The sequence below is a fragment of the Pseudomonas lutea genome (assembly GCF_000759445.1).
GTDB lineage: Bacteria > Pseudomonadota > Gammaproteobacteria > Pseudomonadales > Pseudomonadaceae > Aquipseudomonas > Aquipseudomonas lutea.
In genome coordinates this window covers 2,265,859-2,287,306 of the sequence record NZ_JRMB01000001.1, presented here as the reverse complement: position 1 = coordinate 2,287,306, position 21,448 = coordinate 2,265,859, and the positions used below count along the sequence as shown (strand labels likewise).

Sequence of the window (21,448 nt, the reverse complement as noted above, 5' to 3'; positions counted from 1 at the left end):
ACAAAAGCAGCCAGTTGAGCGCATATAAAATGTGGCGCGGGGCTGACTGGTAGGTACTTAGGAGGGCAGGCAACACAACATGAGCGAAGGTTCGATGCTCGAGGTGAAGATCCTGATCAATTTGCAGGCTGGTTGAGCAGTGCATGAGTTGTCTGAACACCCCTCCGTTTTGCCGGTAGGAGGTGAGAGGTCATGCCTGGAAACCATCGAGGTGATCGATCCCTTTTTTCAATCCGTTCGCTCAGTTGGCGAACCGGGATTGGGGGATTTAGTCGATCAGAATTGACTTTCAGCTTGGTACTAACGGCGGCGATGCTAATGGACTTGCTCACACATGGCAAGCATTGAATTACTAAATACGCCCGGCAGCGCGTGTAAGTGTCTGCAGGGTGGCGCAACGGTGGGTAGCTCTGCGCTTTGTTTGCGAAAATGCCAACGGGCGTGCGCGGATGGAAAACCCGCCTGATCGGAGGCAGATTTTGACTTGTGCACATTGCGAAAGGTATCTGTCATGTCACTGTCACGTCCGCCGCTAACCGCTTGATTTAATGCAACGAATTATTAAGTCAATGAAAACCATCGTTTTTTTACGCTGGTGAAAAAATCGTCAGTTTGAACGCAGGCCCCATTCTGCGTGCGTTTGCGGAAGCTTAAGGGGTGTTGTCCACTGACTTATCCACAGGTTCTGTGGATTGTCCCAACCGCTGGCTCTACCTCGGGGCTCTCGCCAGCTTTATCTCCGCTTTGCAGCCTTTTGCGGGTTGTTTTATCGAGATCGGACGTCTGCATCGGTTCTGCGCATAATGCGGTCTGCATCAACGTGGAGTCGCAATGTTATGGTTTTTGATTTAACCAGCCTGCTACTGGGCTTGGCAGCCGCGGGCGTACCGTTGCTGGTAGTGGCGTGGCAACTGCACCGTCGCCTCGCGCAACGTGAAGCAGACAGCCTGTTACTTGATGAGCGCTTGAGTAATGCGCAGATGGCCCAGGACGGTCTCAACGCCCAGCTCGACGCCAGCCGCGACGAAATCAGCGATCTTGCTCAAGCCAATGCGGTCAAGCAGGCAGATCTGGCGGCGTTGCGCCGTGAAGTCGAGTTATTGCGTCAGCAGCACGAGGGAGCGCGGGAGGCACAGGCGGAATGGGCCCACGAGCGGACTGCCCGTGAGGCCGAGCTGCGCCGCCTGGACGCCCAGTGCGCATCATTGGGCGCCGAGCTTCGCGAACAGCAAGACAGTCACCAGCAGCGCCTCACCGATTTGCAGGGCTCTCGCGATGAACTGCGTGCGCAGTTTGCCGAGCTGGCGGGGAAAATCTTCGATGAGCGCGAGCAACGCTTCGCCGAGACCAGCCAGCAGCAGTTGGGGCAACTGCTGAACCCGCTCAAGGAACGCATTCAATCCTTTGAAAAGCGCGTCGAAGAGAGTTACCAAAATGAAGCCCGGGAGCGGTTCTCGCTCAGCAAGGAGCTGGAGCGATTGCAGCAGCTCAATCTGCGTTTGAGCGATGAAGCCACCAACCTCACCCGCGCGCTCAAAGGGCAGAAGACCCAGGGTAATTGGGGCGAGCTGATCCTGGAGCGTGTCCTTGAGCATGCGGGACTTGAGAAAGGCCGTGAGTACCAGACGCAAGTCAGTCTCAAAGGCCCTGACGGCGAGCGCTTTCAACCGGACGTGTTGATTATGCTGCCGGGTGATAAACAGGTGGTGGTGGACGCCAAGGTCAGCCTCACCGCTTATCAGCAGTACGTTTCGGCCGACGATGAGGTGATCTCGCAGGCGGCCCTGAAGCAGCACGTGCTGTCGTTGCGCAATCATGTGAAAGGTCTGTCGGGCAAGGATTACAAACGGCTTGAAGGGCTGCACAGCCTCGATTTCGTATTGCTTTTCGTACCCATAGAAGCGGCGTTTTCGGCGGCATTGCAAGCCGAGCCGAACATGTTTCAGGAGGCCTTCGACCGCAACATCGTGATTGTCAGCCCGACCACCTTGCTGGCCACGCTCAGGGTCATTGACAGCCTGTGGAAGCAAGAGCGGCAAAGCCAGAACGCTCGTGAGATCGCGGAGCGGGCAGGGTGGCTGTACGACAAATTCGTTTTGTTCATTCAGGACCTGGACGAGGTCGGCAACCGGCTTCAGCAACTCGACAAAGCCTACAGTGCCGCGCGCAACAAGCTGGTCGAAGGGCGCGGCAACCTCGTCAGCCGCAGCGAGCAACTCAAGCTGTTGGGGGCGCGAGCCAGTAAAAGTCTGTCGCCTGACTTGCTGGAGCGGGCCATGACAGATCCAGAAGGCCTGATGCAGTTGCCGGAGTGACCTGTAGCCAGGGATGACCCTGTCGTCTCTGGCTTTTGTACGGTCAGCCCCACCCCAATCGTATACAAAAAGCAGCATCGCCGGCTTGCGTCGCTTTTGCCCTGTCTCGCACCGTCATTGATCACGCTGCACTGCCGATAGGCGTTCTGCCGTGCATACGGCCAGAAGCCTGGACCTGCCCTGACGCAGGCGGGTACCGCGCATCCCTCTGTTTCAGCACCTCGCCCGACTTTTCAACGGAGAGTGGCACGCATTCTGCGTATTGGTTCGTATACAACCCGTGCTTGCTCTCGTACCCAGTGTGAGAATCAGTTGAGCGCGGGCCGCTTCATCCGACAAGGGAGAAATGCGATGAACGAGCCAATGCCCCACGGTTATAGCCCCCGCTTGTACAACCAAGACCTCGGGCCTGTTCCGCAGAAGTGGACGTGGTACAACATCTTCGCGTTCTGGATGAGCGACGTGCACAGCGTGGGCGGCTACGTATTTGCTGCCAGCCTGTTCGCGCTGGGGCTGGCCAGTTGGCAAGTGTTGATCGCGCTTCTGGTCGGCATCTGCATCATTCAGGTGATTGCAAATCTGCTCGCCAAGCCCAGTCAGCAAGCGGCGGTGCCTTATCCCGTGATCTGCCGTCTCGCGTTCGGTGTGTTCGGCGCGAACATCCCCGCGGTGATTCGCGGCCTGATTGCTGTGGCGTGGTACGGCGTGCAAACGTACCTGGCTTCAAGCGCGCTGATCATCGTAGTGCTGCGCTTCTTCCCGCAGATGTCAGTGTTTGTGGAGCCGCAGTTCGCCGGCCTGTCTTACTTGGGCTGGTTCGGTTTCCTGGCCCTTTGGGTGGTTCAGGCTGCTGTGTTCTGGACCGGCATGGATTCGATCCGCCGTTTCATCGACTGGGCCGGCCCGGTCGTCTATGCGGTGATGTTCATACTGGCCGGCTGGATCGTGTGGAAGGCGGGTTGGGCCAATATCAGCTTTACTCTGTCCGAGAAATCACTGACCGGTTGGGAGGCTGTTTCCCAGGTCATCATGGCCACTGCGCTGGTGGTGTCCTACTTTTCGGGTCCAACGCTCAACTTCGGTGACTTCAGCCGGTACTGCCGCAGCATGGCCGAGGTCCGCCGAGGTAACTTTTGGGGCCTGCCGATCAACTTCCTCGCGTTCTCGCTGGTGACCGTCGTGATCGTTTCGGGCACGTTGCCGGTCTTCGGCGAGATGCTGCATGACCCGATCGCCACCGTCGCGCGTATCGACAACGACGTGGCGGTCTTGCTGGGCGCATTCGCCTTCGTCACTGCGACCATCGGTATCAATATCGTCGCCAACTTCGTTTCACCGGCGTTCGATTTCGCCAACGTCGCACCGAGCAAGATCAGCTGGCGGGCAGGTGGAATGATCGCCGCCGTTGCGTCGATCTTCATCACGCCCTGGAATCTGTTTAACAACCCTGAGGTGATCCACTACACCCTGGATGTGCTTGCAGCGTTCATCGGACCCCTGTTTGGCATCTTGCTGGTGGATTTCTACGTGATCAAAAAACAGCAGATCGACGTTGATGCGTTGTTCAACGACGGCCCGACCGGGCGCTATTGGTACAGCGGCGGGGTCAACTACACGGCAGTCAAGGCGCTGATCCTGGCAACGGTGGCCGGTATCGCGATTACCTTCATTCCGGCGTTGCAGCCAATGGCCAACTTTGCATGGTTTACAGGATGTTTCCTGGGGGGCGGGCTGTTCTATCTGTTCGCCAGACGTCGCCAGGCCCATGAATGCGTGGTGTTGACGCCCGCAGCGGCGGGTTGACGGAATACCGTTGGTCGCGTGCGGGCTTCGCAAAAGCGATTTGGACGGTCACATGATCATGCAAGGCCAAAAAAAATCCTGCCGCGACACTCGGTAGCAGGCGTAAAGTGCGCCTTAGCACTATGATCTGCCTTAAGCAGTTCGGACATTGGCTGCCGAGTATTTCCCTGAAGGGGGCGTTATATGAACAGCAAACTCCAAGAATGGCTTCACGATGTAGGCGTCGCGCTCGGTTTGATCGAGCCGCCCAAGCTGCAACCCGTCCCTGTGCGCACCAACGATGACGAACGTCGTCGCCCACGGCGCTGAGTGACTCCACAGCAGGCTGAGCAAAGCGGTGCTATCGCCCGATAGCCCGCTCGTATTTTATCCTGGCCATTTGGCCATCCCCATGCCCAAAGCGACAATCATCCGCTGGACAATCACCCGCTGATTGACCTCAGGTCAGTGGTGGCTGCGTTGTTTTTGTTCGATGAGAATAAGATCGATGAGCCCTTGAAGGGTCAACTGTCCGAAAGGCGAATGGACTGACGCTGCCGCTATATCGGCTTTGATACGAGGCGCCAGGTGAATACTGAAGTCGTTCTGCAATATCCAGAAAAACTCCTTGAAGTCGGCCTCGTCCAGTTCCAGTTCACTGAGCATGACGTCGTCTTGCCCCTGAATCAGGGATTTATCGACGAGGATTTTGCCGATCGTGTCGATCACGTGCTGTCTGACTTCGGTACGCTTCATGGCAGGTCTCTGTTTTGATTTAAGTGGTAATCACCCCAACATCAAAATACAGAGGGTTGTGGCGGCAATGCCCTGTAAGCAACCACCCTGGAAAAGCCGCAGCGCCATTGCGCAACGCTGGCAGTGTGTAATCAAGGCTAGCCTATCCTGGGGAAACCGGAATGCGGCGCAGCGATGGTTTTTTTGTAACAGTGCATGAAAAAGCGCCCGAAGGCGCTTGAGTAGGCTAAAGCACGGCTCTGTGTCACGTTATGGCACGCGAGAGTCCTCTCAGCGGCGCTCGACCCCAGGCAAAACGCATAACATTTCGTACAGAAGGTTCGCGCCCAGCAACGACGTGTTGCCGGTCGTGTCGTAGGGCGGGGAGACTTCGACCAAGTCGCAGCCGATCAGCTGCAGTCCCTGGCATCCGCGGATGATTTCAATCGCCTGAATGGTTGTCAGGCCGCCGATTTCCGGCGTGCCCGTGCCCGGAGCCCACGCCGGGTCGATACCATCAATATCGAAGCTCAGGTAAACCGGACCACCGCCCACTTTCTCGCGCACTTCAGCCATCAGCGGAGCCAGCGACTTGTGCCAGCATTCCTCTGCCTGGACCACCCGAAAACCCTGTTTGCGGCTCCAGTTAAAATCCTCGGCAGTATAGCCCTGGGCGCGAAGGCCAATCTGAACCACGCGATCGCAGTCCAGCAGGCCTTCCTCAACGGCTCTGCGGAACGTTGTGCCGTGGGCGATCTTCTCGCCGAACATGTGGTCGTTGACGTCCGCATGTGCGTCGATATGGACCAGCCCCACCTTGCCGTGCTTTTTATGCATCGCGCGCAGGATTGGAAGCGTGATGGTGTGATCCCCGCCCAGCGTCAGGGGGATGATGTTGTGCTCCAGAAAGCCGTCGTAGGCTTCTTCGATGATGCGCACAGCATCCAGCAGGTTAAAGGTGTTGATCGCCACGTCGCCGATGTCCGCGACTGAGAGCGAATCAAACGGCGCTGCGCCTGTGGCCATGTTGTAGGGGCGGATCATTACCGATTCCGCACGGATTTCCCGCGGCCCGAACCGTGTGCCGGCGCGCAGCGAGGTGCCGATGTCCAACGGCACACCGACGAAAGCAGCGTCCAGACCGGCTGCGGTTTGTAGATGTGGGAGGCGCATCATGGTGGCGATGCCGGCGAAGCGCGGCATTTCGTTGCCGCCCAGTGGTTGGTGAAAAATCTTGTCCACAGGATTGCCTCATCGATTTAATCAAAAGGAGGGAGCTGACTTCCAGCGTGGCCTCGATTCTGTTGATCGGCCCATCGGTGAACAATCGCCCACGCGAAATACTTAGTTCAGATTTTCCAGAAGTATCGAGTAAGCTGCGCCCAAACCCCTTCATGGACACGCCATGGCCAGCGCGTTACCCGATCTGAAACTGCTGCGTATCTTCGCTTGCGTCGTCCGTCATCAGGGCTTTGCCAGCGCACAGCAAGAGCTGAACCTGTCGACGTCGGCCATCAGCACCTACATGAGCCAGCTTGAAGCCACCTTGGGTATCGTGCTGTGTCATCGCGGGCGGGGCGGGTTCAGTCTGACCAGCAAGGGCGAGCTGTTCCATCAGGAAACCCTGCGCCTGCTTGGTGAACTGGAAGGCTTCGAGCTCTATGCCGCAGCCCTCAAGGGCGAGCTGCGCGGCACGCTGAATCTTGGGGTGCTGGATTCCACGGTGAGTGATCGAGCGCTGCCCTTCGCCGAGGTGATCGGGGCGTACAGCGCCGAACACCCGGCGGTCCACCTGCACTTGTCGGTGATGAGCCCGTACGAGTTGCAGCTGGGTGTGCTGGATAACCGCCTGGACCTTGCAATCGGATCATTTTCCACGCGCATGAACGGCCTGCTGTATCAGCCGTTATACCGCGAGCAGCACTGGCTGTACTGCAGCAACCGGCACGCGCTGTATGCAGAGCGGAGGATTCCTGAACCGGTCATCACCCAGCAGCGCATGGTGGGTCGAGGCTACTGGAGCCAGGCCGAGCTTGCCCGCCACGGCTTCAAGCACAGCGCTGCCACGGTTGAAAGTATGGAAGCGCAGCTCATTCTGGTGTTGTCAGGGGCTTACATCGGTTACCTGCCCGAGCATTACGCCCAGTCGTGGGTGGATTCTGGACATTTGCGCGTCCTGCTGCCTGCCACGTTTGGCTATCAGGCGCCGTTTTCGATGATCCTGCGCCGTGGCCGCAGCCGGGAGCCGCTGATTCAGACCTTTCGCGATCTGCTGAAAGCGCAGCTCAATCCCCTGTAGGAAGCCGACAATGTCCCGTGCCCGATGCGATCGCTGCCTGCGTCCGACCGATCACTGCCTGTGCCCACTGATACCGAAGCTCGGTAGCCAGACCCGCGTGTTGATTCTGCAGCACCCGAGCGAGGTCAATCACGCGCTGAACACGGCGCGCCTCGCAGCGCTCGGGTTGGAGAATGCAGAGTTAAGGGTGGGCGAGGTGTTTGAGGATTTGGCGCAATACCTGAATCCGCCTGGCTATCAAGCACGATTGCTGTTTCCGGGGGAGGGCGCCACGACGTTGACGGCAGCACCTGCCGATGAACAACCGGTGCTGTTGGTAGTGCCTGACGGGACGTGGCGCAAGGCGCGCAAATTGCTGCATCTCAACCCCTTGCTGGCGCAGCTGCCGAGGGTCTTTCTGGAGAACGCACCGCCGTCGCGTTATCGGTTGCGCAAAGCCCCGGGGCCGGACGCACTGTCGACGCTGGAAGCGATAGTGCATGCGCTGCACACACTTGAGCCGGGGAGGTCATTCGACGCGCTGTTGCGCCCGTTCGATGCGTTGATCGAGGGGCAGATTGCGGCGATGGGCATGGAGACCTTCAGCCGCAACCATTCCTGAGTTTGACGGCGAATCAACCGTTCAGCGAGGAGGGCATGCCTGGCTGATAGGGGCTGGCTGCCTGCATGCGGCGGATGTAAGCCTCGGTTTCACGTTCGGCGTCCTGCTTGCTGACGAACGGCCCTTCGAGGGTGTTTTCCCGGGTACTGAAAAAGTACAGGCCATTCACGCGGGATACGCGGTCGCTGCGGAAACGAACGGTCGGGGCTGGATCTTGTTCACGCTTGCTCAACATGGCCTTCTCCGGGCTTCAAGTCACTACGCTGGTCATCAAAAGGGGGTGGACAACGGCGGCGTTAAAGAACATCCCGCGCTCACTAAGCAAACCAACTGCTGGCCGACTGACACTGTACCCTGAACTGAACGACTGACTGTAGAGGCATTAGCGCCTCTGCAACGTAAGTCACAGCGTTTGAATAACGGTTTTCACCAGCGTTCCATCAATTTGCAGCGTGGTGCGACAAATTGTCCCGGCAGGTTGGGAGGTGGTCAGCGCTTGCCCAAGGCCTCAGCCTGACGAATCCACTGCTGGCGCTGCTCCTCGGTAGAGCTGCGCACCGGCGCAAATTCGGTAAGCCGGGAGGTCTTGATCCCACAGAACTCCAGGATCGTCCTGACCATCTGTCGATGGGCCGGGGCCTTGAATACCCAGCGAAAGTAGCGTGACGGTGTGTCCATCGTCACCAGGAGTTCCGCAGTTCTGCCTTTGAGCAATTCATTGGAGGGATGATGCCGGCCGTGGGCCTTGAAGGCGAAACCGGGCATGAATACCCGCTCGAAAAAACCGCTGAGCAGACTGGGCAGCCCGCCCCACCAGACCGGATACACAAACACCAGATGCTGCGCCCAGTGCACCTCGCGCTGGGCTTCGAGCAGGTCATGTTCCAGCGTCTGCGCGGATTCATAGCCGCCGCGCAGTATCGGATCGAACTCCATTTCATCGAGCTTCAGCACTCGCACCACATGACCCTGACTGCGCGCGCCCTGGGCATAAGCCTCGGCCAGCGCGTGGCCGAGGCTTATGCTTTTGGGGGTGCCAATGATCATGAGGATGCGTTTGCCGTAGCCTTCCAGTGGCGTGGCGCCGCTGATGGGTTCAGCCATTGCTGCCGGCCTCAAGCATCTTCTCGGGACGCACCCAGGCGTCGAACTCGGCGTCGGTGAGGAAGCCCAGTTGCAACGCCGCCTCGCGCAGGGTCAGGCCTTCGCTGTAGGCCTTCTTGGCGATCTGCGCCGACTTGTCATAGCCAATGTGGGGGTTCAACGCGGTCACCAGCATCAGGCCGCGCTCCAGATGCTCGGCCATCTTGGTGGCGTCGGGCTCCATGCCGGCGATGCAGTGTTCGTTGAAGTTACGGCAGCCGTCGCCGAGCAGTCGGATCGACTGCAGCAGGTTGTGGATGATGACCGGCTTGAACACGTTCAGCTGCAGGTGACCCTGGCTGGCGGCAAAGGTGATCGTAGTGTCGTTGCCCATGACCTGGCAGGCCAGCATCGACAGCGCTTCGCACTGAGTCGGGTTAACCTTGCCCGGCATGATCGAACTGCCCGGCTCGTTGGCAGGCAGTTTGACTTCGGCCAGCCCTGCGCGTGGGCCTGAACCCAGCAGGCGCAGGTCATTGGCGATCTTCATGAGGGTCACCGCGAGGGTTTTCAGCGCACCCGACAAGGCGGTCAGCGGCTCATGCCCGGCCAGCGCAGCAAATTTGTTCGGTGCGGTCACGAACGGCAGGCCGGACAGCGCGGCCAGTTCCGCGGCGACGGCTTCGGCAAACCCATGCGGCGAGTTCAGGCCGGTACCTACAGCCGTGCCGCCCTGCGCCAGTTCACAGACGGCAGGCAATGCGGCGCGGATGCTCTTTTCGGCGTAGTCGAGCTGTGCGACATAGGCCGACAGCTCCTGACCGAACGTGATCGGCGTCGCGTCCATCATGTGCGTACGACCGGTTTTCACCAATTTCATGTGGCGCGCAGATTGCTCGGCCAAACCGGCGGACAACTCGGCAATGGCCGGCAGCAGTTGTTCTTTCACCGCCTGAACGGCCGCGATGTGCATCGCAGTGGGGAAACAGTCGTTGGAGCTTTGCGAACGGTTGACATGGTCATTGGGGTGGACCGGCGATTTGCCGCCGCGGCCCTGGCCGGCGAGCTCGTTGGCGCGCCCTGCAATCACCTCGTTGACGTTCATGTTGCTCTGGGTGCCGCTGCCGGTCTGCCAGACCACCAGGGGGAATTGGTCGTCGAGCTTGCCTTGCAGCACTTCGTCGGCGGACTGCTCGATCAGGTTGGCGATGTCAGCGGGCAGGTCACCATTGCGGTTGTTGACCCTGGCGGCGGCTTTTTTGATCAGCGCCAGCGCGTGCAGTACCGGCAGCGGCATGCGCTCCTGGCCAATGGCGAAGTTGATCAGGGAGCGTTGCGTCTGCGCCCCCCAGTAAGCGTCCTCGGGGACGTCGATCGGACCTATGCTGTCGGTTTCGGTACGGCTCACTGGACTCACTCCTTAAGATCGATAGGCGCAATTTAGTGCCCGGGAATCCGGTGGGGTTCCCCGTGACAGCCGCGCGGTCGCAACAGGCGCTGACAGTGTGCGACAAAAGCGGCCGGCCGGTCGCCCTAAACCTTCGCGTGTGCGGGTGCGTGAGAGCTGTGGCATAACCGCTCGTAGGGTCGGGGGTTGAGGGAAACGCGCAAAGGGGCGCAGAATGGCCGGCCTTGGGGTTCTGCCTCGCCTGCTAGATAAGGAAACTCGATGACCCGTCTTCGTGCCATTTGTGCTGCGGTTGCTCTGGTCTGCGCCAGCGGCCAGGTTCTTGCCGACACCGCCAGCCATGACGCCAGTGCTGTAGCGTTCCTCAAACTGGCTCACGCCGATCAACTGGGTGCGCCGGTTTACATGCAAGTCCAGCAGATGTTCGCTCAGCGTTTCGCTGAAACCAAAGCGCCGGCGTCCAAGCAAGCCACGCTTGAAACCTATCAGGCCAAAGCCAACGCTGCGCTGAACCAGGTGATCAGCTGGGACAAGTTGCAGCCTGACATGGTCAAGCTGTACACCTCCAACTTCACCGAAAGCGAGCTCAAAGACCTCGTTGCTTTCTATCAGTCGCCGCTGGGCCAGAAAGTCCAGGCCAAGATGCCGCAGATCAGCCAGCAGTCGTTCCAGCTGACCCAAAGCAAGCTGGAAAGCGCGGTGCCTGTGGTCAACAAGCTGCTCGCCGACATGACCAAGGAACTGACCCCGGCCGGCGCCAAGCCTGCTGCCCCGGCAGCGCCTGCCAAAAAGCCATAAGCGAAGCCTGACATGAGCATGCAACAGCGAATCGAATCCGCGTTGACGGTCTTTCAGCCTGAGTACCTTCAAGTGCTCAACGAAAGCCACATGCACAGTCGCGGGACGGACACTCACTACAAGGCGGTAGTGGTCAGCGATCAGTTCGCCGGCCTCAACGCTGTCAAGCGCCACCAGAAGGTCTACGGCCTGCTGGGTGGCTTGATGGGTGAGTTTCATGCCCTGGCGCTGCACACCTACACCCCTGAAGAGTGGGCGAAGCTCGGTGCAGCGCCGTCTTCACCGACCTGTGCTGGTGGGCACGACTGACTGGCGTCCGACCTTCGTAGGAGCGTGCTTGCCCGCGATCGCGGGGTGTCAGACACGTGAATGTGTCAGGCAAATCGCATTCGCGGGCAAGCACGCTCCTACAGTCGGTGTTGCCTGTAAACGTTTCATCACTCGCCTCACTCCGCTGATCACGACCCTGCCTGCCCGACGTTGATTCTTGATAGAATCCGCGCCGCGTTGCCCGGTCGGCGCGCGTTCACCTGAATCATTCACCCGGTAGGCCCTTTGCGAGGGTCACCACCTGGAGACGCTACATGACCCACACCGCACCCATCGTCGTCGCGGCGCTGTACAAATTCGTCACCCTTTCCGATTACGTCGCGCTGCGCGAGCCATTGCTCCAGGCGATGGTCGACAACGGCATCAAAGGCACATTGCTAATCGCCGAAGAAGGCATCAATGGCACGGTGTCCGGCAGCCGCGAAGGCATCGACGGCTTGATGGCCTGGCTCAAGAAAGACCCGCGCATGGTCGATATCGACCACAAGGAAACGTACTGCGACGAGCAGCCGTTCTACCGCACCAAGGTCAAACTCAAAAAAGAGATCGTGACTCTTGGCGTTCCCGGTGTTGACCCGAACAAGGCGGTGGGCACCTACGTCGAGCCTCAGGACTGGAACGCACTGATCGCCGATCCCGAAGTGCTGCTGATCGACACCCGCAATGATTACGAGGTTTCGATCGGCACCTTTGAGGGCGCCATCGACCCCAAGACCACTTCCTTCCGTGAGTTCCCGGAGTACATCAAAGCCCATTTCGATCCGGCCCGACACAAGAAAGTCGCGATGTTCTGCACCGGTGGCATTCGTTGTGAAAAAGCCTCCAGCTACATGCTGGGCGAAGGGTTCGAGGAGGTCTATCACCTCAAGGGCGGCATTCTCAAATACCTGGAAGAAGTCCCTCAGGAAGAAAGCCGCTGGCGTGGTGACTGCTTCGTTTTCGACAATCGCGTCACCGTGCGCCATGACCTGACCGAGGGCGACTACGATCAATGTCATGCCTGCCGCACTCCGATCAGTGCAGAAGACCGGGCCAGCGAGCACTATTCGCCGGGCGTCAGCTGCCCGCATTGCTGGGATTCCCTGAGCGAGAAGACCCGCCGCAGCGCCATCGACCGGCAAAAGCAGATCGAGCTGGCCAAAGCGCGCAATCAGCCGCACCCGATCGGCCGTAACTACCGAGCCCTTGACGCTCACGACACCGAAGCGCACCCCACAGAAACGCCTGCTGCTGAACCCCAACGCCACGAGGCCTGAGCCATGTCCACCCGCCTGCTGTACGTGATGGACCCGATGTGTTCGTGGTGCTGGGGGTTTTCTCCGGTGGCCGAAGCATTGGTGAAGCAGGCGGGGGCGGCCGGCGTGCCGTTGCATCTGGTCGTGGGCGGGCTGCGCACCGGCAGTGGCGCGTCGCTGGAGCCCTCGACCCGGCGTTACATTCTCGAACACTGGCAGGCGGTGCAAGAGACCACCGGCCAGGTGTTCCGCTTCGAGGGCGCGTTGCCCGATGGTTTCGTCTACGACACCGCGCCCGCATGCAGGGCCATCGTGGCGGCGCGCAGCCTGGCGCCGGATGTCGCCTGGCGGCTGGTCAAAGAGATTCAGCAAGCCTTTTATCTGCAGGGTCGCGACGTGACCCACGGCTCGGTGCTGGCCGAACTGGCGGAAAAAGCCGGTCTGCCGCGCATCGAGTTCGCTGAAGCCTTTGACAGCGTCGAGCAGCATGCCGCGACAGCGTCGGATTTCTCCTGGGTTCAAGACCTGGGCATTGCCGGGTTTCCAACCCTGCTTGCCGAACGGAATGGCCAGCTGGCGTTATTGACCAATGGCTATCAGGCACTCGACGTGCTTCAGCCGTTGCTCGGGCGCTGGCTGGAGCGCAACGCCGGTGTCTGACTCCCGAAATCTGGAACAGGGCGAACCCGACGCGGCGACCGATGCACCGGCTCAGGTTGATCGCCTGAACTGGGCGCAGATCCGCCGCCTTGCCCTGCAGCATAAAAAAGCGCTATGGCTGGCCAACGGCGTCGCTGTTCTGGCGGTGCTGTGCTCAGTGCCGATTCCTTTGCTGCTGCCCTTGCTGGTCGATGAAGTGCTGCTGGGCAAAGGCAACTCGGCGCTGATGTTCATGAATCAGTTTCTGCCTGCGAGCCTGCACAAGCCTGTCGGTTACATCGGCCTGATGCTGGTGGCCACACTCTTCCTGCGCCTGGGCGCGCTGGTGTTCAACGTGGTTCAGTCGCGGCTGTTCGCGGGGCTGGCCAAGGACATTGTTTATCGCATCCGGGTCCGTTTGATCGAGCGACTCAAGCGCATCTCGTTAAGTGAATACGAGAGCCTGGGCAGTGGCACCGTCGCCGCACACCTGGTCACCGATCTCGACACTGTGGACAAATTCGTCGGCGAGACGCTGAGCAAGTTTCTGGTCGCCACCCTGACCCTTACCGGCACCGCGGCCATTCTGATGTGGATGCACTGGCAGCTGGCGCTGCTGATTTTGCTGTTCAACCCGTTGGTGGTCTTCGCGACGGTCAAGCTTGGCAAACGCGTCAAACACCTCAAGAAGCTGGAAAACGACAGCACCTCCCGGTTCACCCAGGCGCTCACAGAGACGCTCGATGCGATCCAGGAGATCCGTGCCAGCAACCGTCAGGGCCATTTCCTCGGGCTGCTCGGTCTGCGCGCGCGGGAAGTGCGCGACTACGCGGTGTCGTCGCAGTGGAAGAGCGACGCGTCGGGGCGCGCCAGCGGTTTGTTGTTTCAGTTCGGCATCGACATTTTTCGCGCCGCCGCCATGCTCACGGTGCTGTTTTCCGACCTGTCCATCGGCCACATGCTCGCCGTGTTCAGCTACCTGTGGTTCATGATCGGTCCGGTCGAGCAACTGCTCAATCTGCAGTACGCCTACTACGCTGCGGGCGGTGCGTTGACCCGAATCAACGAACTGCTGAGCCGTGCCGATGAGCCGCGGTATCCGGTCCGAACCAATCCGTTTGTGGGGCACAAAACGGTGAGCATCGATGTGCGCGGTCTGAGTTTCGGCTACAGCGACGAGAGAGTGCTGGATCAGCTCGATCTGACGATCAACCCCGGCGAGAAGGTCGCTATCGTTGGCGCCAGCGGCGGCGGTAAAAGCACGCTGGTTCAGTTGTTGCTGGGTCTGTACAGCGCCGACGCCGGGGTGATCCGCTTCGGCGGGGCCAGCCTGCAAGACATCGCCCTGGAAACCGTGCGAGATAACGTTGCCGTCGTGCTGCAGCATCCGGCGCTGTTCAATGACACCGTGCGCGCCAATCTGCTGATGGGCCGCGAGCAGCGCGATGAGGCGTGCTGGCAGGCGCTTGAAATCGCTCAACTGGACGCCACGATACGCGCGCTCCCCAATGGCCTGGACAGCGTCGTGGGTCGCTCGGGCGTTCGCCTCTCCGGCGGCCAGCGCCAGCGGCTGGCGATTGCGCGCATGGTCCTGGCCGATCCCAAGGTGGTGATTCTCGACGAAGCGACCTCGGCGCTGGATGCGGCCACCGAATACAACCTGCATCAGGCCCTCAACCGCTTTCTAAGCGGCCGTACCACGTTGATCATTGCCCATCGGTTGTCGGCGGTAAAACAGGCTGATCGTGTCCTGGTATTCGACGGCGGGCGCATTGCGGAGGACGGTGGCCATCAACAATTGATCGCCGACGGAGGCTTGTACGCGAGGCTTTACGGGCATTTGCAGCAGGTTTAACCCACGCAGGTCCGACATCGTGATCAAATGGCTTAGTGCCACTGGAACACGTCAATTCTTCAGCTAAGCTTGGCTGCGATGAGGCCGGAAATGTGAAAAGCGTCATATTTACGTCTCTGCATTCAATTGGCTGGTTACGTCTTGATATAGATGTGAGAGATTGTCCGCTGCATCGTGGAAATTAGCGAAGTCCCTCAGGCTCCAGGAAGGTCGCCTGGCGAGGGGGATGGGTATCAGGCAGTGCTGATGAAAGGGACACCATGAAGCAAAAGCGGATTCTCGAGAAGCCTCGTCTTCTGGGCATCGTTTGGCCATTTATTGCCGTCGTGCTGTTACAGGCGCTGCTCGGCTGTGTCAGCCTTTATATGATGTCGGCTGTGCGCAGTTACATCGGTGGTGAGAGCCTCTGGTCCAAGGGCCAGAAAGACGCCATCTATTATCTGAATCTCTACGCCAACAGCCGCGACGAAATCAACTACCTCAAATACCAGAAAGCCTTTGCCATTCCTCAGGGCGGGCATGACCTGCGCCTGGCCATGGATCAGCCGGTGCCTGACATCGCACGCGCCAAGGCCGGGATTCTGCAAGGCGGCAACCATCCAGACGATGCACAGAGCATCATCTGGCTGTACCTGAACTTCCAGCACTTCAGTTATCTGGAACAGGCGATTGATCTGTGGAAGGTCGGGGATAATTACCTGGTGCAGCTCGATGAAGTGGCCCGGGAGATGCACGCGCGTATTCAGGAAGGGGACGTCACCAACAGTGATGTCATGGGCTGGCGTCAGCGCATCAGCGCGATCAACGAAGGCGTTACGCCCGCTGCCATGGCGTTCAGTGACGCACTGGGGGAGGGCTCGCGCCTCATCCTGCGCATTCTGCTGGTGATCAACCTCGCCACGGCGGTCTGCCTGATCATTCTTGCCTTGCTGCGCACGCACAAGCTGCTGGAGCAGCGCCATGCCTTTGCCGTTGCGCTGCAGATGGAGAAGGAGCGTGCGCAGATCACTCTGGAATCCATCGGCGACGGGGTTATCACCACGGATGTCGATGGCTCCATTGTTTACATGAACCCCGCCGCCGAACACATGACCCACTGGAAGAACGAACAGGCAGCCGGTTTACCACTGGCGGCCTTGTTCAGCCTGCTCGACGAAAACGACCAGAAGGACACCTCGACGCTGATTGAGCGCATGCTCAGCGGCAACCTGGGCGGCGGCAGTGAAAGCTCCAGATTGATCCAGCGCCTGGACGGCAGCACCGTGTCGGTGGCGCTGGTGGGTTCGCCGATCCGCACCGAGGGCAAGGTCAGCGGCGCGGTGCTGGTGCTGCACGACATGACCCAGGAGCGTCAGTACATCGCCGACTTGTCCTGGCAAGCGACCCACGACGCCCTCACCGGGCTGGCCAACCGCCGCGAGTTCGAATACCGCCTGGAGCTCGCACTCAATGGTCAGAGCGCGCAACCGGCGCAGCACACGCTGATGTTCCTCGATCTGGACCAGTTCAAGCTGGTCAACGACACCAGCGGTCATGCCGCCGGGGATGAATTGCTGCGACACATCTGCACGCTGTTGCAGCAGGGCGTGCGCGAGGGCGACACGCTCGCTCGCCTGGGCGGCGACGAGTTTGGCATCCTTCTGGAACATTGCGCGCCGGAAGCGGCCGAGCGAGTGGCCGAGAGCCTGCGCCAGACGGTAGAAAGCCTGCATTTCGTCTGGAAGGGCCGTCCGTTTGTCACCACAGTCAGCATCGGGCTGGTGCATATCGACGAGGTCCCGACGACACTCGAATCGTCCCTGCGCGCGGCGGATATGGCCTGCTACATGGCCAAGGAGAAAGGCCGCAACCGGGTTCAGGTCTACCACGACGACGATTCCGATCTGTCGACCCGCTTTGGCGAAATGGCCTGGATCCAGCGCTTGCACATGGCTCTGGAGGACAACCGCTTTTGCCTGTATTCACAAGAAATTGCGGCACTGGGGCGCAACGCGGTGCAGAGCAACGGCCATATCGAAATCCTGCTGCGGCTGCGCGACGAGTCGGGGCGCATGATTCTGCCTGACAGTTTCATTCCCGCCGCCGAGCGTTACGGCATGATGACCACTCTGGATCGCTGGGTCGTCCAGCACGTTTTCATGATCATCGCCGACTGCCTCAAGTCCGAACACTACACAGGGCCGATGGCTGTGTGCGCCATCAACCTGTCCGGCAGCAGCATTGGCGATGACGCCTTTCTGGAATACCTGCGCCAGCAGTTCCAGATCTACGCAATACCGCCTGAACTTATCTGTTTCGAAATCACCGAAACCAGTGCGATCGCCAACCTGGGCAGCGCCATTCGGTTTATCAACGAACTTAAAAGTCTGGGATGCCGTTTCTCTCTGGATGACTTCTGTGCAGGCATGTCGTCATTCGCTTACTTGAAGCACTTGCCTGTGGACTTCCTGAAGATTGATGGCAGTTTCGTAAAAGACATGCTCGACGACCCGGTCAACCGGGCGATGGTAGAAGTGATCAACCATATCGGGCACGTAATGGGCAAACAGACGATCGCCGAGTTCGTCGAAAGCCCTCAGATAGAGCAGGCGTTATTGGAAATCGGTGTGGACTACGCTCAGGGTTATGTTATCGAGCGACCGCAATTATTCACCTGCGAATCTCTGCACGCGCGGCCAGCGAGGCAGACCCCACTGTTGTTCAGCGCTCCCGGGACTTTTCGCTGAATACATACCATGAGCAACCTCATACAAAGGAGCTACACAGTGATCGATATGTTCATTAGAACCGGTCCGCTGATGGATGCCAGCAGTTACCCCGCTTGGGCACAGCAATTGATTGAAAATTGCAGTGACGCCAAGGCCAAGGTGGTAGGGCATGAACTTTATCAACGCATGCGTGATGGGCGGCTCAGTTCTAAAACCATGCGCCAGTACCTGATTGGTGGCTGGCCGGTGGTCGAACAGTTCGCGGTCTATATGGCGCATAACCTGACCAAAACCCGATTCGCCCGACACCCGGGCGAAGACATGGCGCGACGATGGCTGATGCGCAACATCCGCGTCGAACTCAACCATGCCGATTACTGGGTCAACTGGAGCGCCGCCCACGGCGTCACTCTGGAAGACCTGCAGGCGCAACGCGTGCCGTCGGAACTGCATGCATTGAGCCACTGGTGTTGGCACAGCTGTTCGTCCGATTCGCTGGTGGTAGCGATCGCCGCTACCAACTACGCCATCGAAGGTGCCACGGGCGAATGGTCCGCAGTGGTCTGTGCTCAGGACACCTATGCTGACATGTTCCCTCCGGAGAACCGAAAGCGTGCGATGAAATGGCTGAAGATGCACGCCCAGTACGATGACTCGCACCCGTGGGAAGCGCTGGAAATCATCTGCACGCTGGCGGGCAATAACCCCAGCGAGCAGTTGCAGAGCGAGCTGAGAATGGCCGTGTGCAAAAGCTACGAGTACATGCACCTGTTCCTCGAGCGGTGCATGGCCACGGAGCGTTCGCAGGAGGCCAACGGTACAGTGCGCGAACACCGCATCGCGGCACGCGCCTGATCGATCAGCCGGCCATTTCCAGGCGGTTGCGACCTTTGCGCTTGGCAGCGTAAAGGGCCGTGTCGGCGCGACGCAACATGCTGTCGGAGGATTCCCCCGGCAGCAGCGTCGAGCAGCCAAGGCTGACGGTCAGCTCCACTGGCCGTCCCTTCACCGGATACGCGAGTCGCAGTGCCGCACTGCGCAGGCGTTCGCCCACCAGCGCGGCTGACTCACGACCGGTATTGCTCAGCACCACAAGAAACTCCTCGCCCCCAAATCTGAACACCTGATCGATATTGCGCAGGCAGTCCTTGACCGCATGGGTCACCGCCCTGAGCACTTCATCGCCTGTGGCGTGGCCGTGGCTTTCGTTGATGTTTTTGAAGTGATCGATGTCCAGCATCAACACTGACAGCGGCTGCTGCTGGCGGCGTGCGATTTCGAACTCACGCATCAGCGATTGCTTCATGGCAATCCGGTTGCCGGCTCCGGTCAGGGGATCGCGCAGCGCACTCAGGCTTGCATGACGGTAAAGCAGCGCGTTGCGAAGGGGATAGAGCAAGCTCGACAGCAGCGACTCAAGCTGCAGAAGCTCATGTTCGGCAAATCGATGGTCGCGCTGGAAAGAAAGCTCGCCCATCTGTTCGCCTTCGTGCGTCATGGAGTAAGTGGCCTTGTGGCGGCCGCGCTCGCCGAGCTCCAGGCGCAAATCGGTGGGCAAGTGCTTGTAGCTGAGCGCATTCAGCGGAATGAGTTGTTGAACGCTCTGGAAAAGCATGGACAGGATCTTGTCCGCTTCAAGGCTGGTCTGCAGCTGCAGATCCAGTTGGCGCCTTAGCTGCTCGTAGTCCAGCGCCGGCCGAACGTGGCTGTGCTGCGGCGCGAAACCATGGCGTTGCAGCCGGGCGTTATCGAAATCAATGGCATTGGTAGTGGATGGAAAAATCATGGTTCCGCTCCTGCGCCTCTACGGGCTTGAAATGGAGAGAGCGAAACTCGTGCCAATTCGATTGCCTGCGTGGAAGTAACTGTCAATCAATAAGTTGCGGCGGATTGTGACAGGTTCGCGGGCTTTTCGCGCCTTGGATTTGACTGAATAGCCCGGTCGCGCGGGAATGATCAGTAGGAGACGCCGGAAAACCGCCGATTGGCGGCGTTCCGGGCCTTGAGACATTCATATGAAGGCAGCGCACATTGCACGCGCTTGCCTTGTCAGCGTATCAGCGGGTTTGCGCATCCAGCGCCTGCCCATTGATGCCTTTGCTGTCCGGGCCCATCAGGTACAGATACACCGGCATGATCTGTTCCGGTGTCGGGTTATTGGTGGGGTCTTCGGCTGGGTATGCCTGGGCACGCATGTCGGTGCGGGTTGCTCCCGGGTTGATGCTGTTGGCCCGGATCGAACCCAGACCGTCGATCTCGTCCGCCAGCGTCTGCATCAGACCCTCGGTGGCGAATTTCGATACGCCATAAGCGCCCCAATACGCACGACCCTTACGGCCGACGCTGCTGGAGGTGAACGCAATGGAGGCATCCGGCGAACGTTTGAGCACCGGCAACAGCGCTGTCGTCAGCATGAACGTGGCGTTGACGTTGACGTGCATGACCTGCATGAACTGCTCGCCCCTGAGCTGTTCGATCGGCGTGCGCGGCCCGATGATCGAGGCGTTGTGCAGCACGCCATCGAGCCGGCCGAATTCGGCTTCGATCATCGCGGCAAGTTCTTCGTACTGCTGCGGCTGAGCGGCCTCAAGGTCAAACGGAATCACGACCGGCCGAGGCGCGCCGGCCGCTTCGATCTCGTCATACACCTCGTTCAGGTTTGCTTCGGTCTTGCCCAGTAACAGCACCGTTGCACCATGGGCGGCGTAGGTCCGGGCGGCAGCAGCGCCAATGCCTCGGCCAGCACCGGTCACCAGGATCACCCGGCCTTCAAGCAGGTCGGGGCGGGCAGAGTATTTGAACATGGGGGTCTCCTTTCATCACACGGTGTGAGCCGAAGGTACGCATCTCATGCTGGCGGCATCACTGTGGAAGCGAGCTTGCTCGCGAATAAATGATGGATGCAGCAAAGGTGCGACGGCTGCGCCGCCCCCTTCGCGGGCACGGGTCACGCCGGTCGTCCTCCACGGATTGGCATCCAGACTCAGGTCAGCAACTGCACATCGCGTCATCCAGCACCCGACGCAGCTCCAGCGGGTGATTCACCACCACGTCCGCGCCCCAGTGATCCGGGTTGTCGTGGGGATGAATATAGCCGTAGCGCACGGCGGCGGTCTTGGTGCCTGCATCGCGGCCGGACTCGATGTCGCGCAGGTCATCGCCCACGAACAGCACGCTGGCAGGGTCCAGGTCGAGCATCTTGCAGGCCAGCAGCAGCGGCTCGGGGTCGGGCTTGCTCTTGCTGACGTGGTCCGGGCAAATGAGCACCGCAGAGCGCTCCGACAAGCCCAGCTGTTCCATGATGGGCTGAGCGAAGCGCACGGGTTTATTGGTGACCACACCCCAGATGAGCTTGGCGCTTTCAATGTCGGCCAGCAACTCGGCCATGCCGTCGAACAGTTTGCTGTGCACCGCGCAATCGACCTGATACCGCTCCAGAAACTCCAGGCGCAGTGCTTCAAATTCGGGTGCTTCCGGTGACATGGCAAATGCCGCCGAGACCATCGCCCGGGCACCGCCCGAGATTTCGTCGCGAATGAGCTTGTCGTTTACGGGCGGGAAGCCGCGCTCGGCCAGCATGGCCTGACAGATCGCGATGAAATCCGGCGCGGTGTCGAGCAACGTGCCGTCCATGTCGAAGAGAACTGCCCTCAGGCGCAT

General features: G+C 59.8%; 20 protein-coding genes. 12 read left to right on the top strand and 8 right to left on the bottom strand.

The annotated features are described in order from the left end of the window. The first annotated feature begins 980 nt into the window (after window positions 1-980). The 3 genes from LT42_RS09810 to LT42_RS26220 all read left to right on the top strand — a co-directional run bounded on the left by LT42_RS09810 (window position 981) and on the right by LT42_RS26220 (window position 4,427). Window positions 981-2,315, top strand: coding sequence for a DNA recombination protein RmuC (locus tag LT42_RS09810; RefSeq protein ID WP_162835403.1), 1,335 nt, complete (start codon window positions 981-983; stop codon window positions 2,313-2,315). Window positions 2,316-2,666: 351 nt separating this feature from the next. After that, complete coding sequence (locus tag LT42_RS09805) at window positions 2,667-4,118, top strand: NCS1 family nucleobase:cation symporter-1 (RefSeq protein ID WP_037011943.1); 1,452 nt, start codon at window positions 2,667-2,669, stop codon at window positions 4,116-4,118. A 183-nt stretch (window positions 4,119-4,301) separates the two neighbouring features. Continuing rightward, a complete protein-coding gene (locus tag LT42_RS26220; protein WP_152597616.1) occupies window positions 4,302-4,427 on the top strand; it encodes a PA1414 family protein in 126 nt (41 codons plus the stop codon). A gap of 135 nt (window positions 4,428-4,562) precedes the next feature. Here LT42_RS26220 and LT42_RS09800 read toward each other — a convergent pair whose 3' ends face one another. Continuing rightward, window positions 4,563-4,853 (bottom strand): hypothetical protein, encoded by a 291-nt coding sequence (locus LT42_RS09800; RefSeq protein WP_037011941.1) that lies wholly within the window; start codon window positions 4,851-4,853, stop codon window positions 4,563-4,565. A gap of 270 nt (window positions 4,854-5,123) precedes the next feature. Next, the gene (speB, locus tag LT42_RS09795) at window positions 5,124-6,074 is read right to left on the bottom strand and encodes an agmatinase (protein ID WP_037011940.1); all 951 of its coding nucleotides are present in this window, start codon (window positions 6,072-6,074) and stop codon (window positions 5,124-5,126) included. Window positions 6,075-6,237: 163 nt separating this feature from the next. Between speB and LT42_RS09790 the strand changes: the two genes are divergently transcribed. Both LT42_RS09790 and LT42_RS09785 read left to right on the top strand, forming a co-directional pair. Continuing rightward, entirely contained in the window at window positions 6,238-7,131 is an 894-nt protein-coding gene (locus LT42_RS09790) for a LysR family transcriptional regulator (protein WP_037011939.1), read from the top strand. A 10-nt stretch (window positions 7,132-7,141) separates the two neighbouring features. Continuing rightward, window positions 7,142-7,732, top strand: coding sequence for a tRNA-uridine aminocarboxypropyltransferase (locus LT42_RS09785; protein ID WP_037011938.1), 591 nt, complete (start codon window positions 7,142-7,144; stop codon window positions 7,730-7,732). A gap of 13 nt (window positions 7,733-7,745) precedes the next feature. Here LT42_RS09785 and LT42_RS09780 read toward each other — a convergent pair whose 3' ends face one another. From LT42_RS09780 to LT42_RS09770, 3 genes are all read right to left on the bottom strand, one after another. Beyond that, entirely contained in the window at window positions 7,746-7,967 is a 222-nt protein-coding gene (locus LT42_RS09780; protein WP_037011936.1) for a DUF6316 family protein, read from the bottom strand. A gap of 254 nt (window positions 7,968-8,221) precedes the next feature. Next, window positions 8,222-8,836: an NAD(P)H-dependent oxidoreductase gene (locus LT42_RS09775; RefSeq protein ID WP_037011933.1), complete on the bottom strand. Its 615-nt coding sequence runs from the start codon at window positions 8,834-8,836 to the stop codon at window positions 8,222-8,224. After that, complete coding sequence (locus LT42_RS09770) at window positions 8,829-10,223, bottom strand: class II fumarate hydratase (RefSeq protein ID WP_037011931.1); 1,395 nt, start codon at window positions 10,221-10,223, stop codon at window positions 8,829-8,831. The genes LT42_RS09775 and LT42_RS09770 overlap by 8 nt, the downstream gene beginning before the upstream one ends. Window positions 10,224-10,484: 261 nt before the next feature. On the opposite strand from LT42_RS09770, the gene LT42_RS09765 reads away from it, so the two are divergent. The 7 genes from LT42_RS09765 (at window position 10,485) to LT42_RS09735 (ending at window position 18,643) form a co-directional block, all read left to right on the top strand. After that, a complete protein-coding gene (locus tag LT42_RS09765; RefSeq protein WP_037011929.1) occupies window positions 10,485-11,021 on the top strand; it encodes a DUF2059 domain-containing protein in 537 nt (178 codons plus the stop codon). Window positions 11,022-11,033: 12 nt separating this feature from the next. Continuing rightward, window positions 11,034-11,330 carry a BolA family protein gene (locus tag LT42_RS09760; protein WP_037011928.1) on the top strand — a complete coding sequence of 99 codons (297 nt, stop codon included), beginning with the start codon at window positions 11,034-11,036 and terminating at the stop codon, window positions 11,328-11,330. Between the two features lie 275 nt (window positions 11,331-11,605). After that, window positions 11,606-12,607: an oxygen-dependent tRNA uridine(34) hydroxylase TrhO gene (trhO, locus tag LT42_RS09755; protein ID WP_052075213.1), complete on the top strand. Its 1,002-nt coding sequence runs from the start codon at window positions 11,606-11,608 to the stop codon at window positions 12,605-12,607. Between the two features lie 36 nt (window positions 12,608-12,643). Further along, entirely contained in the window at window positions 12,644-13,246 is a 603-nt protein-coding gene (locus LT42_RS09750; RefSeq protein ID WP_162835402.1) for a DsbA family protein, read from the top strand. Continuing rightward, window positions 13,176-15,080, top strand: coding sequence for an ABC transporter ATP-binding protein (locus LT42_RS09745; RefSeq protein ID WP_081955342.1), 1,905 nt, complete (start codon window positions 13,176-13,178; stop codon window positions 15,078-15,080). The genes LT42_RS09750 and LT42_RS09745 overlap by 71 nt, the downstream gene beginning before the upstream one ends. A 260-nt stretch (window positions 15,081-15,340) precedes the next feature. Continuing rightward, window positions 15,341-17,806 (top strand): EAL domain-containing protein, encoded by a 2,466-nt coding sequence (locus LT42_RS09740; RefSeq protein WP_037011925.1) that lies wholly within the window; start codon window positions 15,341-15,343, stop codon window positions 17,804-17,806. Between the two features lie 39 nt (window positions 17,807-17,845). Beyond that, window positions 17,846-18,643: an iron-containing redox enzyme family protein gene (locus tag LT42_RS09735; RefSeq protein WP_037011923.1), complete on the top strand. Its 798-nt coding sequence runs from the start codon at window positions 17,846-17,848 to the stop codon at window positions 18,641-18,643. Between the two features lie 4 nt (window positions 18,644-18,647). Here the strand turns inward: LT42_RS09735 and LT42_RS09730 are convergent, their stop codons facing one another. From LT42_RS09730 to mupP, 3 genes are all read right to left on the bottom strand, one after another. Next, window positions 18,648-19,574: a GGDEF domain-containing protein gene (locus LT42_RS09730; RefSeq protein WP_037011921.1), complete on the bottom strand. Its 927-nt coding sequence runs from the start codon at window positions 19,572-19,574 to the stop codon at window positions 18,648-18,650. 271 nt (window positions 19,575-19,845) lie between these two features. Beyond that, on the bottom strand, window positions 19,846-20,592 hold the full coding sequence (locus LT42_RS09725; RefSeq protein ID WP_037011919.1) for a YciK family oxidoreductase: 747 nt from the start codon (window positions 20,590-20,592) through the stop codon (window positions 19,846-19,848). Window positions 20,593-20,776: 184 nt separating this feature from the next. Continuing rightward, window positions 20,777-21,448 (bottom strand): N-acetylmuramic acid 6-phosphate phosphatase MupP, encoded by a 672-nt coding sequence (gene mupP, locus LT42_RS09720; RefSeq protein ID WP_037011917.1) that lies wholly within the window; start codon window positions 21,446-21,448, stop codon window positions 20,777-20,779.

What these genes read in the sequence shown, in the direction of transcription:
- LT42_RS09810 (WP_162835403.1), top strand. Translation starts at nt 981, where the DNA reads ATGGCCCAGGACGGTCTCAACGCCCAGCTCGACGCCAGCCGCGACGAA.
- LT42_RS09805 (WP_037011943.1), top strand. Translation starts at nt 2,667, where the DNA reads ATGAACGAGCCAATGCCCCACGGTTATAGCCCCCGCTTGTACAACCAA.
- LT42_RS26220 (WP_152597616.1), top strand. Translation starts at nt 4,302, where the DNA reads ATGAACAGCAAACTCCAAGAATGGCTTCACGATGTAGGCGTCGCGCTC.
- LT42_RS09800 (WP_037011941.1), bottom strand. Translation starts at nt 4,853, where the DNA reads ATGAAGCGTACCGAAGTCAGACAGCACGTGATCGACACGATCGGCAAA.
- LT42_RS09790 (WP_037011939.1), top strand. Translation starts at nt 6,238, where the DNA reads ATGGCCAGCGCGTTACCCGATCTGAAACTGCTGCGTATCTTCGCTTGC.
- LT42_RS09785 (WP_037011938.1), top strand. Translation starts at nt 7,142, where the DNA reads ATGTCCCGTGCCCGATGCGATCGCTGCCTGCGTCCGACCGATCACTGC.
- LT42_RS09780 (WP_037011936.1), bottom strand. Translation starts at nt 7,967, where the DNA reads ATGTTGAGCAAGCGTGAACAAGATCCAGCCCCGACCGTTCGTTTCCGC.
- LT42_RS09775 (WP_037011933.1), bottom strand. Translation starts at nt 8,836, where the DNA reads ATGGCTGAACCCATCAGCGGCGCCACGCCACTGGAAGGCTACGGCAAA.
- LT42_RS09765 (WP_037011929.1), top strand. Translation starts at nt 10,485, where the DNA reads ATGACCCGTCTTCGTGCCATTTGTGCTGCGGTTGCTCTGGTCTGCGCC.
- LT42_RS09760 (WP_037011928.1), top strand. Translation starts at nt 11,034, where the DNA reads ATGAGCATGCAACAGCGAATCGAATCCGCGTTGACGGTCTTTCAGCCT.
- trhO (WP_052075213.1), top strand. Translation starts at nt 11,606, where the DNA reads ATGACCCACACCGCACCCATCGTCGTCGCGGCGCTGTACAAATTCGTC.
- LT42_RS09750 (WP_162835402.1), top strand. Translation starts at nt 12,644, where the DNA reads ATGTGTTCGTGGTGCTGGGGGTTTTCTCCGGTGGCCGAAGCATTGGTG.
- LT42_RS09745 (WP_081955342.1), top strand. Translation starts at nt 13,176, where the DNA reads ATGGCTATCAGGCACTCGACGTGCTTCAGCCGTTGCTCGGGCGCTGGC.
- LT42_RS09740 (WP_037011925.1), top strand. Translation starts at nt 15,341, where the DNA reads ATGAAGCAAAAGCGGATTCTCGAGAAGCCTCGTCTTCTGGGCATCGTT.
- LT42_RS09730 (WP_037011921.1), bottom strand. Translation starts at nt 19,574, where the DNA reads ATGATTTTTCCATCCACTACCAATGCCATTGATTTCGATAACGCCCGG.
- LT42_RS09725 (WP_037011919.1), bottom strand. Translation starts at nt 20,592, where the DNA reads ATGTTCAAATACTCTGCCCGCCCCGACCTGCTTGAAGGCCGGGTGATC.
- mupP (WP_037011917.1), bottom strand. Translation starts at nt 21,448, where the DNA reads ATGCGCCTGAGGGCAGTTCTCTTCGACATGGACGGCACGTTGCTCGAC.